The organism is Bacillus mexicanus, from assembly GCF_050445615.1.
GTDB classification, from domain to species: Bacteria; Bacillota; Bacilli; order Bacillales; family Bacillaceae; genus Bacillus; species Bacillus mexicanus.
Map to the genome: position 1 here is coordinate 365533 of NZ_JBCEYV010000003.1, position 16872 is coordinate 382404.

Annotated in this window: 24 protein-coding genes; 7 read left to right on the forward strand and 17 right to left on the reverse strand. The window is 30.9% G+C overall.

Annotation, left to right across the window (positions count from 1 at the left end; genetic code table 11):
* The first annotated feature begins 65 nt into the window (after window positions 1-65).
* Window positions 66-419, forward strand: coding sequence for a hypothetical protein (locus AAGG74_RS17025; RefSeq protein WP_429676393.1), 354 nt, complete (start codon window positions 66-68; stop codon window positions 417-419).
* A 28-nt stretch (window positions 420-447) separates the two neighbouring features.
* Window positions 448-1065: a thymidine kinase gene (locus AAGG74_RS17030; RefSeq protein ID WP_429676394.1), complete on the forward strand. Its 618-nt coding sequence runs from the start codon at window positions 448-450 to the stop codon at window positions 1063-1065.
* 39 nt (window positions 1066-1104) lie between these two features.
* Here the strand turns inward: AAGG74_RS17030 and AAGG74_RS17035 are convergent, their stop codons facing one another.
* From AAGG74_RS17035 to AAGG74_RS17065, 7 genes are all read right to left on the reverse strand, one after another.
* Window positions 1105-1422: a DUF2653 family protein gene (locus AAGG74_RS17035; RefSeq protein WP_429676395.1), complete on the reverse strand. Its 318-nt coding sequence runs from the start codon at window positions 1420-1422 to the stop codon at window positions 1105-1107.
* A 262-nt stretch (window positions 1423-1684) separates the two neighbouring features.
* Window positions 1685-2230, reverse strand: a complete 546-nt coding sequence (locus tag AAGG74_RS17040; protein WP_429676396.1) for a hypothetical protein — start codon at window positions 2228-2230, stop codon at window positions 1685-1687.
* A 131-nt stretch (window positions 2231-2361) separates the two neighbouring features.
* Window positions 2362-3030, reverse strand: coding sequence for a YneB family resolvase-like protein (locus AAGG74_RS17045; RefSeq protein WP_429676397.1), 669 nt, complete (start codon window positions 3028-3030; stop codon window positions 2362-2364).
* 150 nt (window positions 3031-3180) lie between these two features.
* Entirely contained in the window at window positions 3181-3381 is a 201-nt protein-coding gene (locus AAGG74_RS17050) for a cyclic-phosphate processing receiver domain-containing protein (RefSeq protein ID WP_429676860.1), read from the reverse strand.
* A 475-nt stretch (window positions 3382-3856) separates the two neighbouring features.
* On the reverse strand, window positions 3857-4147 hold the full coding sequence (locus tag AAGG74_RS17055) for a hypothetical protein (RefSeq protein WP_429676398.1): 291 nt from the start codon (window positions 4145-4147) through the stop codon (window positions 3857-3859).
* 126 nt (window positions 4148-4273) lie between these two features.
* Window positions 4274-4651: a cyclic-phosphate processing receiver domain-containing protein gene (locus tag AAGG74_RS17060; protein WP_429676399.1), complete on the reverse strand. Its 378-nt coding sequence runs from the start codon at window positions 4649-4651 to the stop codon at window positions 4274-4276.
* A gap of 151 nt (window positions 4652-4802) precedes the next feature.
* The gene (locus AAGG74_RS17065) at window positions 4803-5174 is read right to left on the reverse strand and encodes a hypothetical protein (RefSeq protein WP_429676400.1); all 372 of its coding nucleotides are present in this window, start codon (window positions 5172-5174) and stop codon (window positions 4803-4805) included.
* A gap of 200 nt (window positions 5175-5374) precedes the next feature.
* Between AAGG74_RS17065 and AAGG74_RS17070 the strand changes: the two genes are divergently transcribed.
* On the forward strand, window positions 5375-7069 hold the full coding sequence (locus AAGG74_RS17070; protein WP_429676401.1) for a methyl-accepting chemotaxis protein: 1695 nt from the start codon (window positions 5375-5377) through the stop codon (window positions 7067-7069).
* A gap of 159 nt (window positions 7070-7228) precedes the next feature.
* On the opposite strand, the gene AAGG74_RS17075 is transcribed toward AAGG74_RS17070, so the two are convergent.
* From AAGG74_RS17075 to AAGG74_RS17110, 8 genes are all read right to left on the reverse strand, one after another.
* On the reverse strand, window positions 7229-7612 hold the full coding sequence (locus AAGG74_RS17075; RefSeq protein WP_429676402.1) for an ArsC/Spx/MgsR family protein: 384 nt from the start codon (window positions 7610-7612) through the stop codon (window positions 7229-7231).
* Window positions 7613-7651: 39 nt separating this feature from the next.
* Entirely contained in the window at window positions 7652-7987 is a 336-nt protein-coding gene (locus tag AAGG74_RS17080; RefSeq protein ID WP_429676403.1) for a hypothetical protein, read from the reverse strand.
* Between the two features lie 187 nt (window positions 7988-8174).
* A complete protein-coding gene (locus AAGG74_RS17085) occupies window positions 8175-8465 on the reverse strand; it encodes an AbrB/MazE/SpoVT family DNA-binding domain-containing protein (protein WP_429676404.1) in 291 nt (96 codons plus the stop codon).
* 11 nt (window positions 8466-8476) lie between these two features.
* Complete coding sequence (locus AAGG74_RS17090; protein WP_429676405.1) at window positions 8477-8953, reverse strand: GTP pyrophosphokinase; 477 nt, start codon at window positions 8951-8953, stop codon at window positions 8477-8479.
* A 263-nt stretch (window positions 8954-9216) separates the two neighbouring features.
* Window positions 9217-9579: a Replication termination protein gene (locus AAGG74_RS17095; protein WP_429676406.1), complete on the reverse strand. Its 363-nt coding sequence runs from the start codon at window positions 9577-9579 to the stop codon at window positions 9217-9219.
* Window positions 9580-9715: 136 nt separating this feature from the next.
* On the reverse strand, window positions 9716-10309 hold the full coding sequence (locus AAGG74_RS17100) for a DnaJ domain-containing protein (protein ID WP_429676407.1): 594 nt from the start codon (window positions 10307-10309) through the stop codon (window positions 9716-9718).
* A gap of 397 nt (window positions 10310-10706) precedes the next feature.
* Window positions 10707-10949, reverse strand: a complete 243-nt coding sequence (locus AAGG74_RS17105) for a hypothetical protein (RefSeq protein ID WP_429676408.1) — start codon at window positions 10947-10949, stop codon at window positions 10707-10709.
* 104 nt (window positions 10950-11053) lie between these two features.
* Window positions 11054-11443, reverse strand: coding sequence for a hypothetical protein (locus tag AAGG74_RS17110; protein ID WP_429676409.1), 390 nt, complete (start codon window positions 11441-11443; stop codon window positions 11054-11056).
* A 356-nt stretch (window positions 11444-11799) separates the two neighbouring features.
* Between AAGG74_RS17110 and AAGG74_RS17115 the strand changes: the two genes are divergently transcribed.
* Window positions 11800-12384, forward strand: a complete 585-nt coding sequence (locus AAGG74_RS17115; protein ID WP_429676410.1) for a hypothetical protein — start codon at window positions 11800-11802, stop codon at window positions 12382-12384.
* Window positions 12385-12570: 186 nt separating this feature from the next.
* Here AAGG74_RS17115 and AAGG74_RS17120 read toward each other — a convergent pair whose 3' ends face one another.
* Window positions 12571-13119 carry a hypothetical protein gene (locus AAGG74_RS17120; protein ID WP_429676411.1) on the reverse strand — a complete coding sequence of 183 codons (549 nt, stop codon included), beginning with the start codon at window positions 13117-13119 and terminating at the stop codon, window positions 12571-12573.
* 121 nt (window positions 13120-13240) lie between these two features.
* Window positions 13241-13804 carry a hypothetical protein gene (locus AAGG74_RS17125; protein WP_429676412.1) on the reverse strand — a complete coding sequence of 188 codons (564 nt, stop codon included), beginning with the start codon at window positions 13802-13804 and terminating at the stop codon, window positions 13241-13243.
* A 177-nt stretch (window positions 13805-13981) separates the two neighbouring features.
* On the opposite strand from AAGG74_RS17125, the gene AAGG74_RS17130 reads away from it, so the two are divergent.
* Genes AAGG74_RS17130 through AAGG74_RS17140 form a run of 3 tightly spaced genes read left to right on the forward strand, consistent with a single transcriptional unit; the run spans window position 13982 to window position 16871 of the window.
* Window positions 13982-14764 carry an NUDIX domain-containing protein gene (locus AAGG74_RS17130; protein WP_429676413.1) on the forward strand — a complete coding sequence of 261 codons (783 nt, stop codon included), beginning with the start codon at window positions 13982-13984 and terminating at the stop codon, window positions 14762-14764.
* Between the two features lie 57 nt (window positions 14765-14821).
* Window positions 14822-15370, forward strand: a complete 549-nt coding sequence (locus AAGG74_RS17135; RefSeq protein WP_429676414.1) for a cysteine hydrolase family protein — start codon at window positions 14822-14824, stop codon at window positions 15368-15370.
* A 46-nt stretch (window positions 15371-15416) separates the two neighbouring features.
* Window positions 15417-16871, forward strand: coding sequence for a nicotinate phosphoribosyltransferase (locus tag AAGG74_RS17140; RefSeq protein WP_429676415.1), 1455 nt, complete (start codon window positions 15417-15419; stop codon window positions 16869-16871).
* Window position 16872: the final 1 nt, after the last annotated feature.

The window sequence follows — 16872 nt, forward strand, 5'->3', positions numbered from 1 at the left end:
CACTTTTACAAAACAATAAAATAAAATATATTCATAAATCCATACAAGACAAGGAGTAATCTATTATGAACAAAGGCGATTTATACAAACATTACAAATGTGGATTGTACGAATTCATAGGAATTTCAATCCCTTTAAAAGATTCATTAATCAACATCAATGCCACAAATTTAAAGAAAACAAAAATTGCAAAGTTTGAAGAAAACCTAGAAGATACATATCTCTATGAAATCAAAGGTATATCAAATCAGCCTTCAAACTCAGGCTTAATTGTAACTGACACAGATATCCCTTACGTTGTTTATAAAAGCAAAGATACCAACATTATATGGCTGAGAAGAGCGGATGATTTTTTCGGTTTTACTAAAAATCAGTATAATGTTTTAGTTAAACGATTTACACGAACTAGTCACTTTTAATAAAATACACATAGAGCGGTGAATAATAATGAATAAAAATAAAACATTAAATAATCAAGATCTTGGAACCATTATAGTCATCACAGGACCAATGTTCTCAGAAAAATCCGGAGAGCTGATTAGAAGACTCTTAAAACTTGAAAAACACGGAAAAAAGAAAGTAAAAGCGTATAAGCCATCAAAAGAAAATCGCTTTTCAGAAGACAAAATTGTATCTCGTATGGGATATGAATTTCCGGCAACAAAAATACCTGAAGAGTTACCTAACGAAGTTGTTGAAGAAATTTTAAAAGAAACAGAAGAATATGATGTTGTAGGCATAGACGAAGTTCAGTTTTTCAAAAAGAATATAATGAAGTTGGTCGAAGAACTAGCTTACAAAGGGAAGATGGTAATAGTAGATGGCCTTAATATGGACTACAGAGGAAAGGAATTTGGTTATATTGGCGGACTAATGGCTATCTCTGACGAAATTGAAAAGCTTTTCTCTTTCTGTTCAGTATGTGGTAGCCCGAAAGGTACTCATACTCAACGAATTTTAAATGGAAAACCAGTGAAAAGCGGTCCAATTGTAGTATTAGGTGATACAGAATCTTATGAACCAAGATGCCGTAGTTGTTTTGTTCCACCACATAAAGCAAAATAAACAAAAAGTATTGGTTATAAACCAATACTTTTTTATGTATCATTTATTCAAACTAATATTTCCTTGTACAATTACATCTGCAATAATACCTTCATCTTTTTCAAAATATATTTTTCCTTTTAGACGCCCAGGCTCAAAATTATGATCATTTTCTAAATATTGAATGATAGCGTCTATCATATCTTCTTCGGACAATTCTTTTTCTACACCATTAAATTCAATAATAGCATAAAAATTTTTAAAGTCCTCGGTGTTTAATTTCACTTCAACCTCAGAACGATGAACCTTATTTTCATTATGTGCTACATACACAGCAATACTATCTATGACATCTTGTTCACTGAAAAATATTTGCATTTCAATTCCTCGCTTTAGTTTAATTGTTTATTGATTTATCTCAATATTCATTAACACTTATCTTTGAAAAGGTCGCTGTCTTCCTTCATAACAAAACGGACAAATAACTTCCTCTTTTATTTGCTTCCATCCTATTTTTTAAGCAACTTAACACTTTGCACCCTGTTTCCTGATAACGCCTTATCCAATACATCTCGATGCCCAATTATTGCAAACAGGTATCATAATACTTCATAAGATTAAAATCCACCAGACATCGTCCTCATCTTCGGCTATTTCGGGATTTAAAGAACAACTTTCTAATTAGCCAAATGATAAGGATAATAACCAAGATATCTACTAGAAATCCCAAAAATGAAAATCCTGATCCCGCATAAGATCCATTTCCTCCTGATCCTCCGCTATATCCTTCGCCACCGCCAAATGGATGAATCATACTACCTAAAAACGTTCCAGCTCCAAAAGCAGCTGCGTGCGTTAAGATACTCTTTGTTTTGCTTTTTGTTTTGCTTTTAGAGCTAGACGATTCTGATGAATCTGAAGAATATTTTTTTTTGCTAGAATAGTTTTTCTTAGCAACCCCACCAGAATACTTTCCTTTAGAAGAGTAACCACTAGATGAACTTTTCGATGAAGAATATCCCCCAGTACTACTCCGAGATGACGAATAACTAGAACTTGATTTACTTGAGCTGAACCCAGAATGACTTCTACTTCCACTACTATACCCTTTTGCTTGAGCAAAGTTCGGCAATACCAATGCACCTATCATCATCGCAAATAATAAAATTAGCATTACTTTTTTCATTTATTTCTTCTCCCCATTCTTTATAACTTATTGCTCTTTTATATTTTACTATAAAAACAATAAACACTTGTAAAAAAAATTTTTGCAAAAAAAATAAGACCGGAATGGATATCCCGTTCTTACTTTTTGAACTAATTAAGACTTTTCAAAGATTCTTCTTGTTCTTTTTTATATTCCTTATATCTTCTATGTACTGTAGCTTTACTTACCTCGACATCCCCTAAATTTCTTATAGTTGCAGCTATTTCAGCAAATGTTAATTTATTTTGTTCTCTCAAAATGACAATTTGCTCTATTGGAATATCAATTTTTTCTCTTCCACCGTTTTCTTGATTAGCTATATTATTATGAGGCCTATAACCTTCACTAACAGCTTTTTTCATTCCTCTACTTATTTTGGCATTATGGATCTTTCGCTGAAATTCTTCAACTCGACTTACAATTTGTAGAACCATCGTATCTGCTTCTGACAGTTCTAATTCTCCATTTTGGCTTAAGGTATATATTTTAACATTTTCCTTTTCGATATATCTCATAAATGCCAGTTTAGCATCTCCGCGCCCAATTCTTGTTTCGTCCTGCACCAAAACAACATCAACTTTTTCTTTTTTGATAAAGTCTAACAAATCAAGAGCACCTTCACGATTTGCCTCATAACCACTTGCTTTTTCTTTTATAATTTTCAATACTGTCATATTATGAACTTTCGCCATATTTACGAGTTCTTGTTCTTGTCTTTCTAAAGAAGTTTCTTGTTGTTCCTTCTGCGTACTAACACGACAGTATATAACAGCATTCATACTTTTATTCCTTCTTTCTCTTTTTCTAGGAATACCCCCCCTATATTATAAAACCTGACAAATTCACTGTCTATATATTGAGGAACATAAGTTCTTATTTCTGACTTCGTCTAATTATTTATTCTTCGTAATCAGAATATTTATTTAGAGTTATGGAATAATGGTAAATCTTAATGTCAGAGTTTCTTTTAATGTTTGATACATCGTTTCTCTACCTGGTCCATTATTGGTATGTATGTAAATCTTATTCGCGTGAAGTCCCTTTTCACAAAAGTATTTAACAAAATCTTGACCACTAGGCAATAATTTTTTATTTTCATCTTCACCTAAATCGTGATCCAATGAAAGCATATTTACAGTGTAATTAGAGAACACAGTGATTGCCCCATTCCATATTTCTGGCTAACACGAAATTTTTAGGACAATCTCTCCTATCGTCTAAATACAAATTAACTATTTGTTTTTCTTTATTCAACTTTCCTCACCAGACCTTTTAATAATTTTTTCTTAATTATAATCGGTTCCTTTTCATTTTACATTCCCCCTTCATTTTACAAACAAAAAGAGAGCTTTTAAAGCTCTCTTAAAAACGTTACAGTACTCTAGCAACAATTAATGTATTTGGATATTTTAACATTTTCCTTTTCGATATATCTCATAAATGCCAGTTTAGCATCTCCGCGCCCAATTCTTGTTTCGTCCTGCACCAAAACAACATCAACTTTTTCTTTTTCGCTGTTTTCAAATAGATTGTTGCTTTTTAACATAAAAAAGACCTAGAAGTGAGTCTAGGTCTTAAATTTTTATAAAAAGTTCTAATGGCTTATTAAATTGGAAAATATTTTTTGTACAATTTGTCTAATGTTTTTCTATCAGGTCTTACACCTTTGTTGAAATAATCGCTGTATTCAGAATACCAATTATGAAACAATGTATATTCTGGGTTGTTAACATCTATTTTGACTAGTGAATCAGCAGAGTTCCACCATACCCCGTGGTCTTCGTCAACATCAGCAAACAAAACACCTATAGGAAGTTCTTCTTTTTCACCAATTTCAATAACAACTCCCAAAACTCCATTTTTATCAGTAACAATGTCATCCATTTTAAAAGTCATTTAAATTTCTCCTTTTCTTCTAAGATTGTTATTCAATTTGTTTAGATTATAGTTCAAAACTTCCTATTTTGATTGAAATATAACAAAATTTATCATAAGTTCTTATTTCTGACTTCCTCTACTTATTTATTCTTCGTAATCAGAATATTTATTTACAGTTATGGAATAATGGTAAATCTCAATGTCGGAAGCAATAAACCCTCTTTTTCTTGCTGCTTTTAATGTTTGATACATCGCTTCTCTACCTGGTCCATTATCGGTATGTATGTAAATCTTATTCGCGTGAAGCCCCTTTTCACAAAAGTATTTAACAAAATCTTGACCACTAGGCAATAATTTTTTATTTTCATCTTCACCTAAATCGTGATCCAATGAAAGCATATTTACAGTGTAATTAGAGAACACAGTGATCGCTTCATCCATATTTCTTGCTAAAACGAACCCTTCTGGACAATCTCTTCTATCATCTAAATATAGATTGACCATTTGTTTTTCTTTATTCATCTTATCTTCACCAAACCTCACAAAGAGCTCTAATCTTTTTGAATCTGATTAATTATAATGGAGGTTTTTCCGTTTTCCCAGTATCTTACCCTCATATTTACAATATTCGTACTCAAAAAGCAAAAAGAGAGCTATAAAAGCTCTCTTAAACTTACTGTACTCTAGCAACAACTGTTGTATTCGGCATTCTTTCATCTACATTAGTTGCAGTAAGTCTGTATTTAACCCCTTTTTCCAACCAAACATCATCACTTTCGTTACGATCAGTAAAGTCTACAACTAGAACACTACCTTCAAAGTTAGAAACTTTACGCAAATGACAAACTCCTGAAGCATAAGGGAATCCAGAAGATTCACCATACAAATCACACGAAAACTTTACATATCTGCCTTCGCCCGTAATAATCAGATCTTTTGATTCTCCAAGCCGGGCACTTACAGCTCCTGTATTTGCTGATACAGGTGAAACAAAACCAATTGTAAGCAAGAAAACCGCTAAAGCTGAAGCAACTAATTTCTTCAAAATGATACTCCCCCTAAAAATATATTCAATTTTCAAAAATATTATATCATATCCATAAAAAAGAAGATGTTAACATTTTGTGTAATTACAAAGTTTTTTTTGAATAGAGTACTTTCCCTAGTCTAAAAACGGAACTTTTTCATTGCAATAGTTAAGAAAAATGACTATCTTATTTTTGTTATCTATAAGAAGGTGATTTATTGAAAACGATATCCAGAAAAATAGTTTTGATTTTAACCATTTCCCTTACAATCAGTTTTATTATTACGAATCTCTTAATGTATTTCAGTGTTTATAACAAGACTTTAGAGTCAGCTGGAGTAGAAGCTTACGGTTGTGCAAATATTACAACCGGCTTATTAGATGCAAAAGAAATTAAGAAAGCTATTAACGGAGATATAAGTGCTATCAATTCTATAGGCGATACTCTTAACTGGACAACCCAACATAAGTCTATCTTTAAAACTCAATACATACTAGATACCAAAGGTAACATTATAGCTGCTGATAAGAATTCAACCGACAAAGGTGTTAAATCCGGAGATAAACACGAATTAAGCAAAGAGATATTAGATCACGTTTCAGAAATGAAACATCCAACATATTCTGATATATACACTTCTAATGGAGAAAAGGTTCTTACTGGGTTAGCTCCTATTTATAAAGATAACGATCCAAATAAAGAGGTCATTGCAATCAGCGCAATTGATTTTGATTCCTCTATCGTTAATGAAAGAACTTTGGGAACTATCAAAGTGACTCTTTTAGGAGGTTCCATACCTTTAATCTTAGTCTTAATTGTTACAGCAATCTTTATCAAGAGAACAACAAAACCAATCAAAATTGTTTCTGAGAAAATAAAAGAAGTGAGCAAAGGAAACCTAACTGTTAAAATCGAGATTAATAGCAAAGACGAAATCGGGTTATTAGCAAATGATTTCAATTCTTTAACAAAACGCTTCAGAAGCATTTTAGAAGATGTTTCACTAAATACCTCTCAACTATCCTCAACCTCCGAAGAATTATATTCAAGTTCACAGAACATCTCAAAAATTTCATCCCAAAATACATCGAGATTAGACAATGTAAATAAAATGTCAGAAGAACAATCAACCCATATGGCAGGTATAAACGAAATAATTCTTAAACTCTCCGGAGATATCCAATCAATATCGAAACAATTGAACAACTTTTCATCGGTATCTCAAACAACAGTTAACGAATCTGTCACCGGAGAAAGGATAATTAAACAAACAAACACTCAAATACAAAATATAAACAATAAGATTGAAAATTTAACCAACACTATGATTTCATTACAATCCAAATCAAAAGAAATTAATCAGATCATCCAATTAATAAATGACATCTCTGGCCAAACAAATATCCTTTCTTTAAATGCAACAATTGAAGCAGAAAGAGCTGGAGAAGCAGGCAAAGGATTCGCTGTAGTAGCTGGTAAAGTTCGTTCTCTAGCGGAAGAATCTGCTGACTCAACCAAAAAAATTAACGAACTTTTAAATTCTATTCAAAGCGAAATAAACGAAGCACTTATTGAAACTGAGGAAGGAAATAAAGAAACAAAAGAAGGACTTTCGAAAGCCAAAGAAGCGGGAGATTCATTTCAGCATATCTCATCTAAGGTAAAAGAAGTTAGCAACGATATATTGTTATCGTCAACTTCCGTTAACAATATATCCAAAGAAATAGAAGAAATAGTTCAAAAAATGAGAGACATATTAGAAATTCTCGAAGACACTGCAAACAACACTTATGAAGTTTCCGATGCAATAACTGAACAAAATGAATCTTTTAAAGAAATAGTTTCTGTTACAAATGCCCTTTCTCAGCTTTCAGAAGAACTTAAACAAAAAATCAACTATTTTAAAATCTAAGACCTATAGCATCTATAGGTCTTTTTTAAAAAGCTTTTTTTCTTTTCAACCTTCTATCAAAGTATGTTAAAGGCTTAATACCAAGTCTTTCAAAATCCCAAAATATATGTCAAAACATCTTAAAAGAGAAGCTGAATAAATCAGCTTCTCTTTTGTTATTTAAATGGCAATCGCACTTACCAATCTTCTGTACTCTCTTGTTTTTTGTTCTCTGTTTAAAAACATTCCCAATGCATCATCATTAAAACCTATGTAAGTTTTTAAACCTTGTACTATAACTGGGGTCCTGAGAATAGTAGGATTTTCAATAATATATTCTTTACATTGATTAGTACTCATATCAAGAATATCATTTAGTTTTGTACTTTTAATAAGATCCTCAAAACCATCCGATGATTCCATTATCAATTCCAAGTCTTCTTTAGAAATAGTTTCATTTGTAAGTTTAATCTCTCTAAATGGAATGTTATTTTTTTTAAAATAATCTACCGCCTTTCTCGAAGATGTACAACTAGTATTCACATATAGTTTAGCCGTTTTCATTTTTTTCCCCTTTTCTTTCTGTTATATTTTTCGCTGTTTTTATACCTTTATTTTATTATGTTTTTTTGATTTGTGTAAAAAACTTTCACTTTTTCTATTCATATGATCATCACTGATATAAATATTATTATGGAGAATTACGTACACACTTTCGTGAAGCTTCTGAAACCAGCGTGGTGTAACTTTTAATTCTTCAATAAAAGTTTGTTTGTCTGTATTTGTGTTTGTTGTAAAAAACCAATGTAACGACCCGTCTTTAAATATTTCTATGTTCCCTCTCTCTGTACTTTTCTTAGGCACGTTATCGATAAACATATAACAATTAGAGTGAAAACCCAGTTGACATCCCAAAAAATATTTCTCTTTTTTAAACATATTAATTATTTCCTTCTCTATCCGGTCTAGTCTCAAAATCTACCTTCCTTTCTTTCCTCGCTTTTGATCTAATCTATATTATTTTGCTCCTTAAAATTTCACACTTTTATTTTACATCTTTTTTTTAGAAAGAAAGGAAAAAATAAACAAACACAAAAAAAGCACAAGAGAGAAACTCTAGCGCTTTTTATATTTGTTTTTTATTTGCAAACTCTGCTCTAATTTCTTCGAGCAATATTTTCAATCCTCTTTCACTAATAACAATTTTTCCATCAGCTAAACTCATATTTCTTGGAGATACCTCTCCTGTAACAACGCAAGCGTTCTTTGGTACGTATTTTTTAAGAACAATTTTATTTCCATCTACAAAAAATTCAACTGGATCTTTTATATCAATTCCTAAATTTCTTCTTAATTCGACAGGCACCACAATCCGTCCTAAATCATCAACTTTTCTTACCAATCCCAATTCTTTCATAACTGCCACCTCTATTTTGTTTTTTTGAATTTTTTACCGTTAAACCTCCAGCCTTCTTGAGTCAATATTAACACATCTCTCTGATACATTTTAATTCTTTTGACATCTTTTTCAGTTATTTTTTTTATCCTAGATAGATCCATATTATCCCTTAGATCTTCTAATTTCACTTTTCTTCCAATAGGGTTTTGAGAAACACGAAATATAAATTGATCTCTTGTTTCATCTTCTCGTCTAGTAATAGAGTCAATTGCTTCTATTATTAAGAATGGATAACCGCGTTCTTTCAACTCAGCAAACGTCATTTCAGTATCTTCTACTATATCGTGAAGAACTCCCACAATTTTTTCTGGAACTGTTGTTAAACCGTTCATAACTCTCAGTAAATGATCCGTATAAGGATTCCCTCCTTTATCAACTTGTCCTTTATGAAATTCAAAAGCTAATTCAATTGATTTTTCAAGTAACAAATTTAAATCCTGCTGCATTGTGTTTTCTCCTTTCCTTTCAAACAATATACCTTATAACTTAATTCTTTGATAAAAAAGCTTATAAAATAAACAAATTTCAAAAAAAACAATATTTTTAAGGATAATTGCTATTAATTCCAGAAAAACACAAGGTTTTATATCCTTTTTTGTATCAAAATCCTTATTTTATGAAATCATCTTAAATTTTATAGAAGTTTCTTAAAAATAATTTTAATATTTCACAAATGGTGAACAAAAAAACCCCTAATTATTATAGAGGTTTATTTATATATATCCTGGATTGCTTGCCCTAGCAAACCATAGCATCGATCTAATTCCACTTTCAATTGTTTTTTATATAATTTAACCTTGTCCGTATCTTTAATTATGTAATTTACTACTTTTTGGTATTTCATACCTTCTTTGATTTTTTCTTTCCTTGCCAAAATTCCATCATCTATAAGTTCATATAATGATTTATAAATTTCTGAATGGTTAGGTTTATATCCATAGTTTTTGAATTTGTTTATTATGACTTCTTGATATTTCTTTCCGTATAGTTGCTCTTTCTCTGCCATTGAAATTAAATAAATTTTTAAGAATGCTCTTTGTTTGACTAAAAATCGACTTTTGTGTTCTCCCATAAAAAGGACTCCTTTCTAAGAACAAACATTCTCTTACCATTGTAACAAATTAACACATTGTTTTCTCCTAAAATACACTTTCATTTTCCAATTTGAATTAAGAAACAAAATAAAAAACCTTATAAATAAGGTTTTTTTAATTTATCTGGTTGATTAAATCATAAGCATTTTTTATTTCTATAAATCTTTGATTATCACCACTTGGCATATCTGGATGATATTTTTTAGATAACTTCCTATACTGTCCCCTAATTAACTCTTTATTATATGGATCAGAAATATCTAGTGTGCGCAGCGCTTTTTCCATAGGTCCATCGTTATTACTTTGTTTTTCCTCTTTATCTTTATCATTAAGTTTTTTATATTCGCTTTTACTAAAGTAACCTTTATCAAAACTTTTATGTTTGTGTTGCATTTTTGCTTTTTGATAAAGATATTTTCTGTATGAATCATCATATGTAGCTCTTTCTTTGATCTTTTTTCTACGCACATTACGACAATTTTTTTCTGTATTACAGACAATGACTATATTCAAACTAATAATAAGAATATAAAGGAATAATAAGTATATTATCAACCAACTCGAAGTAATCAATCCTATAATCAATTGAATCAACATCCAAATAAATGGAGTCACTATTAATCCGAAGAATTTGTTTGGTTTATCCAAACAGGTTGATGTTTTTTCACTCCCAGTAAGCACGAAATAATAAAATAGAATAAAATTCATTGCAAACCTCCATTATGTTTCTTTCCTTTCAATTATTTTATCTTCATAATTATTTTTTTGAAAAAAAACTGCTTTTTTATGCTAGTTCGGCATAACACCCTGACTTATTTGTGGGATCGATGCCAATAATTATCAGAAGCATTGCCGGTGTTTGCTGTTGGCCGATCATTAAGATCGGGTTTTTTGTTTTCAACAATTATTTGTGAGAACCCCCCTTCATTCCCTTCTACATCTTTAATGGTGGGTACACACCCATTAAAGCGGAAGGTTCACAGAAGTTACTTCTATATAGAGAAATTGAGATCGCGTTGCAAATCAATCTTTATATAAAAAAAGACCTTGGAATAACCAAGGTCTTTTTTGGTAATAAATTAATAAAAATCAAACTGAACTGCTTTCAGTCATTTCTATTTTTTTTGAATCTGTTATTCTTCTTTCTTTTCTTCTTTTTTTCCTCAATAAAAAATCCTGAATTGCATTTTGTGCACATTATTTTTCTATTCAGTTCATCGTGATTAAAGGTTAATTTATTTTTGCACTGTTTGTTACTGCAAATTACTTTTATTCCAGAATGAATTTTTTTTATTTCTTCTTCACTTTTTTCAATCAACTTATACTTTTCATAATTGCCAAAAGCCATTTTGATTTTCCTCCTGAGCTTATCAAAAAGCTAGTAATTTTTACTAGCTTTTAACTTTATCATAATTCATTCATAGATTTCTCTTGACAAGTTTTTCAAAACTCTTAATTCCCAACCTCTTTCAAAGGATGCTTCAATTCTTCTTCTTGACATTGATAACAAATCATTTCATTGTTAAACCAACTTTTTCTAAAAGTAATTGCTCCTTTTTTACATCTTTCACAATTAGGCATTTTTAAATCAAAACCCTTATTAAATCTTTTTATTTGTTCTCGCGAATAATCATTTAATCTCCTATCCTCTTTAATCCGTTCTTTGACATTGAGAATTTTTTTATATGAAATTCGAGTACCGTTATTCATTATAAACCAGTCAATAGGTTTTAACCCTTTCAAATTCATTGCATACCAAGTATAAATTTTAATGTTTTCAAAAGTCTCTGGCTCATCCCTAAGCATTTTTAAGTTAATTTTATTACTGTAAAGATATTTCAATAATGTCACTCCTATACCTCTCTCTATAACTTTTATAATATTCTAAACGACAACAAGCAATATAGGGATAAAAACATAAAGAAACTAAAAATATTAGTTTCTTTATGTTTAAATTATCTAACAAAACTTGCGTACTTTAACTTGTTTTAAGGGCCCTTTTTTTTCAATCTTCTTTATTAATTTTTGTACTTTCTTTTTTTTATTTTCACAGCTCTTAATTTTGTTCATTTTATTCCTCCATTATATACTTTTTTGTTTAAGCCCAGTTTTCACAGAAAAACAAAAAAATATACATAGTATGCATTCTACCTTCATAGATTAGATCAACAGTTATTTTAATAGGAGGATCAAAACTTATGAAAACTTACAGTTCATTAGATCTTTTGGGGAATGAATACGAAAAATCAAAAAGGAAAAATTCTATATTTCAATGGATAGAATGTTGGTTGGACATAAGAGTCACCGAAGCCGAATTAACTGTTACTATTCCCCATTCTGTTTATTTGCGGACCAGATTAATATGTGATTATATAAGAAGCGTTTATGATTCTCCAATGAATACTAGTCACTTCATAAACATTTTGTACGTCGATTTCATACATAGACATATGAAAAAACATAATCCTCGTAAAATGTACGACGAATTAACAAAGTATGATTTTTCTCTTGGAGAAGTTATGATCAACGATCCTATGAACAATAAAAAATATACTTACCAAAATTATGGATCAACCGAAATCGAGATTGACTATACTGTTTCAAAGAAGAATATCGAACGAGGAGAAATAATACTTGCAGAATTAGATGAGTTGTTAGGAATACACTTTACCGTAGAAGAATTGTTATCAAAGTTATGGATTAACTTTATCCAATCTTTTTCAGATGGGAACAATGAAAAAGCGATAGACAAGTTATTAAAAATAGCAGCAAAAAACTTTTAAACTTTGCAATTTTTTCAGATAAAAACAACTAGATATGAACTAGTTGTTTTTAGTCCTTTTTCTTATAACCTTGTTGTTTAAGCCTCAGTCCATTGCTGAAACTTCAATTAAATTAGCTAGGTCTCTTCCAGGACGCTCCGGAATGGTTAAAAAAGGAAAAGCAGTCGGGACGATCCCGCTGCTTTTTTAATAATAATTATTAATTATGTTATTTGTTATATCCATAATACTTTCAGACGTTTCTTTAACATATTTCTCAAAGTTCAATTCAGCTTCTAACTCATACGCTTTATCTAAAGATAAACCTTCCAATTTTTCTAAAACACTTTTGCGAAGACTACTCTTATCAGATGTAAACATAAGCTTAATCTCTGTTTCATTATAACAATCTGGATCTAATTCTTTAACAGTATCCAAAAAGGTTTCATCATCGGCCTCCTCGAGAATTAATTTTAAATCAGAACTAATAAAACATTCAATCTCATTAAAACAAATAAAACGGAATTCAACACTACAATATAAATCATTAAAATCAATTCTTTCGGATTGAAATATTTCATTAAATTCGGGCACAATATCCCAATGGTTTTCTTTAATTACATTTAGGATAGATTCTTCAGAATCACCTTTTATTACTGTCATAAGATCATTATCCATTAATTCAGGATGTGCTCTTTTAATCTCCTCAATAATTTCATTTAGACAACACATTCGTTTTTCGTTGATTTTATCCATAATTAACACTCCTATTTTTTTAGAAAATATAGATTGTTTTTTTGAAAGATGGGAAAATATTTTCTAAACAAAAAATATTAGACATTTTCTCAAATAAGAAAAGTAGCGGAATCCCGACTGCTTAATAATATTTATTAATTATGTTTTTTGTTATAGCCATAATACTTTCAGACGTTTCATCAACATATTTAGTAAAGTCAAGAGAACCACTATACTCTGTTGCTTTTTTAATTGCTAGAATATCTAACCTGTCTACAGTTTTTTCTATTAATTTTGTATCCGAAGAGAACATAAATTGTATTTTCAAGGCGTCATAATTTTCAGGGTCTAACACTTTAACTGCATTCAGGATTTGTTCAGGATTATCGCAATTCCCTAACACATCATAAACCTCGGAATAGTTCGTAATCCTAATCTTGTTATAGCATTGAAAGTAAAAATCAGCTCCCGTAAATAAATTGTTAAAATCAATTTTAGCCTGTTGAAACAATTCATTATTATCAGGTTCTATTAACCAGTCATTATCTTCTATGATAGTTCTAATAACGTCTTCTTCCGAATATTCTTTCAAATTAAATTTGACTATTGGTTTATTAATAGGGGTTATTTCTGGGTGCAACTTATATACTTCCAAAATAATTTCATCTAAACATACATTCCATTTTTCTTGTGTCAAACTATACAAATAAATCCACATCCTTTTTAAAAATTATATATTGTTTTGTTCATAACTTCTAAAAAATTTGAAAATACTTGTTTTTTCAAAAGAAAGAAAATATAATATGAATAATTAACAAAATGTTAATTGAAAGAGAGGGTTAAACAATTCTTTATATAATGTATAAACATAGGAGGTAATCATATGTCCGATAAAAACATAAAAGCACTAGAAGAATACGATGTGAAACAATTTCGTACACCAGACGGCTATACCTCTGATATTGCTGTTTTCACAGTAGTTCGCGAGGATTTAGGACCTTACAAACCACCGAAAATGAATTTGAAAATTATGCTGATAAGACGTGCTGAACGCAATGCTGAAGGAAAAATGAATATCGAGGCTGGTAAATGGGCTTTACCAGGTGGGTTCGTACAAGAAAACGAATCCGCTTATCAGGCAGCAAACAGAGAATTACTTGAAGAGACAAGTATTGGAGGTATCCACATCAAACATTTTGGAGTTTACGATTCTCCTGGAAGAGATCCGCGCGGTTGGATAATTTCAAACGCTCATTACGCAATAGTTCCCGAACTGTACTTATCTCAAAGAAAAGCTAATGATGACGCAGTTGATGTTCAATTGTTCCCTGTAGATGAAGTATTAAAAATAGATTTAGCTTTTGATCATTACGACATCATTAAAGATGCAATTAAAATAATTAAAGCGGATTTATTGCAGACAACTATAGCGAAAAGCTTTTTGCCAAAGCATTTTACTTTTTCAGAATTACAAGCGGTACTTCTAACCGTCACAAACGATCCAGCCATCTCTAGCAACCAATCATTTTTGAGAAAAATAAAAACACTTCCCTTTATCAAAGCAGTTCCAGGGCTAAAAACTCAAAGAACTTCAAAAATACCTACACAACTATATGAATTTATAGATATGGACATCATTAAACCAATTTATACTGCAAGATACTAATTTTTTTTACATACTATAATTAACAAAGTGTTAATTATAGAACTAGGAGGATAAATAATGAATAGAGCCTTACTAAATATAGATTATACTTTTGACTTTGTTGACAACAGCGGGAAACTCACTTGTGGTGAACCAGGACAAATAATTGAGGCGAATATTTCAGAGATAACAAAGCAATTTTTAGCTGAAAATAATTTTGTTGTTTTTGCAGTTGACCTTCACAAAGAAAAAGACATATTTCACCCTGAACACCGGCTTTTCCCACCACACAATATAGAAGGGAGTCGAGGACGCTGTTTATATGGTGACCTACAATCGTTGTACGAAAAGCACAAACGCTCCTCTTCTGTATATTGGTTAGATAAAACAAGATATAGTGCATTCGCTGGAACTAATCTTGAACTTATATTAAGAGAGCGAAACGTCAACGAACTCCATCTAATTGGAGTATGCACCGATATTTGCGTTCTACATACAGCCGTAGATGCTTATAACAAAGGATTTAAAATTGTTATTCACAAAGATGCTGTAGCAAGTTTTAACGATATAGGACACAAATGGGCGTTAGAACACTTCAAGAAAACTTTAGGAGCAGAAATTGTTTAATCGATGTTCAAACTAAAAAATTTATTATTTTCGGAGGTCGTATCATATGAATAATCAAAATTTCAATGATGATAGCTTAACATTACATACAGATTTATATCAGATTAATATGGCAGAAACTTATTGGAGAGATGGACTTCAAAATAAAAAATCTGTTTTCGAACTTTATTTCAGAAAACTACCTTTCGGAAATGGTTATGCGATCTTCGCAGGACTTGAACGCGTAATTGAATTTCTCGAAAATTTCAAGTTCACATCAAGCGATATTGAATACCTACGTGAATTGGGATACGAAGAAGAATATTTAAATTTTCTAAGCACTCTGAGGTTCACTGGTACAATCAAAGCTATGAAGGAAGGTGAAATTGTTTTTGCTAATGAACCTATCCTTCGAATAGAAGCACCCTTAATAGAGGCACAATTAATTGAAACCCCACTTTTAAATATAATCAATTATCAAACATTAATTGCGACGAAGGCTTCAAGAATAGTACAGCTTATAGGCGATGATATCGCTATGGAATTTGGCACAAGAAGAGCCCAAGAAATGGATGCAGCTATTTGGGGTACTAGAGCAGCTTATATTGCTGGATTTCACGCCACATCTAATGTAAGAGCTGGCAAAAAATTTGGAATACCCGTTGCGGGAACACACGCTCATTCTATGGTTCAAGCATACCGCGATGAATATACAGCTTTTAAAAAGTATGCAAGCAGTCACAACGAATGCACCTTTTTAGTAGACACATACGATACATTAAAATCAGGTGTTCCAAATGCAATTAAAGTCGCAAAAGAAGAAGGAGAAAAAATCAATTTCAAAGGAATTAGGCTTGATAGCGGAGATCTTGCTTATTTATCGAAAGAATCTCGAAAGTTATTAGATGCAGCAGGTTTTAAAGAAACAAAAATATCGGCCTCCAACGATCTAGATGAAAACACAATTATGAATTTGAAATCGCAAGGTGCAGCAATTGATATTTGGGGAATCGGAACTAAACTTATAACAGCTTTTGATCAACCGGCTTTAGGTGCAGTATATAAATTAGTTTCTATCGAAGAAAATGGCGAAATGATAGATACTATAAAAATTAGCGCCAATCCAGAAAAAGTTTCAACTCCTGGTTTAAAGAAAGTTTATAGGATAATAAATAAATCCAGCGGGAAATCAGAGGGTGATTATATAACTATGGATTTTGAAAACCCAAAAAATGAATACAAATTAAATATGTTCCATCCGGTTCACACATTTGTAAGCAAGATCGTGACAAACTTTGAAGCAAAAGAATTACATCACACGATATTTGATAACGGAAAACTTATTTACGAGATTCCAAACTTGGATGAAATCAGATCTTTTGTTAAAGAAAATCTAAATGTTTTGTGGTCTGAGTACAAAAGACTTATTCGTCCAGAGGAATACCCAGTAGATCTAAGTAAGATTTGTTGGGATAACAAAATGAACAAAATCGAAGAAATACGTAAAGAGGTCTCAAAGTAAC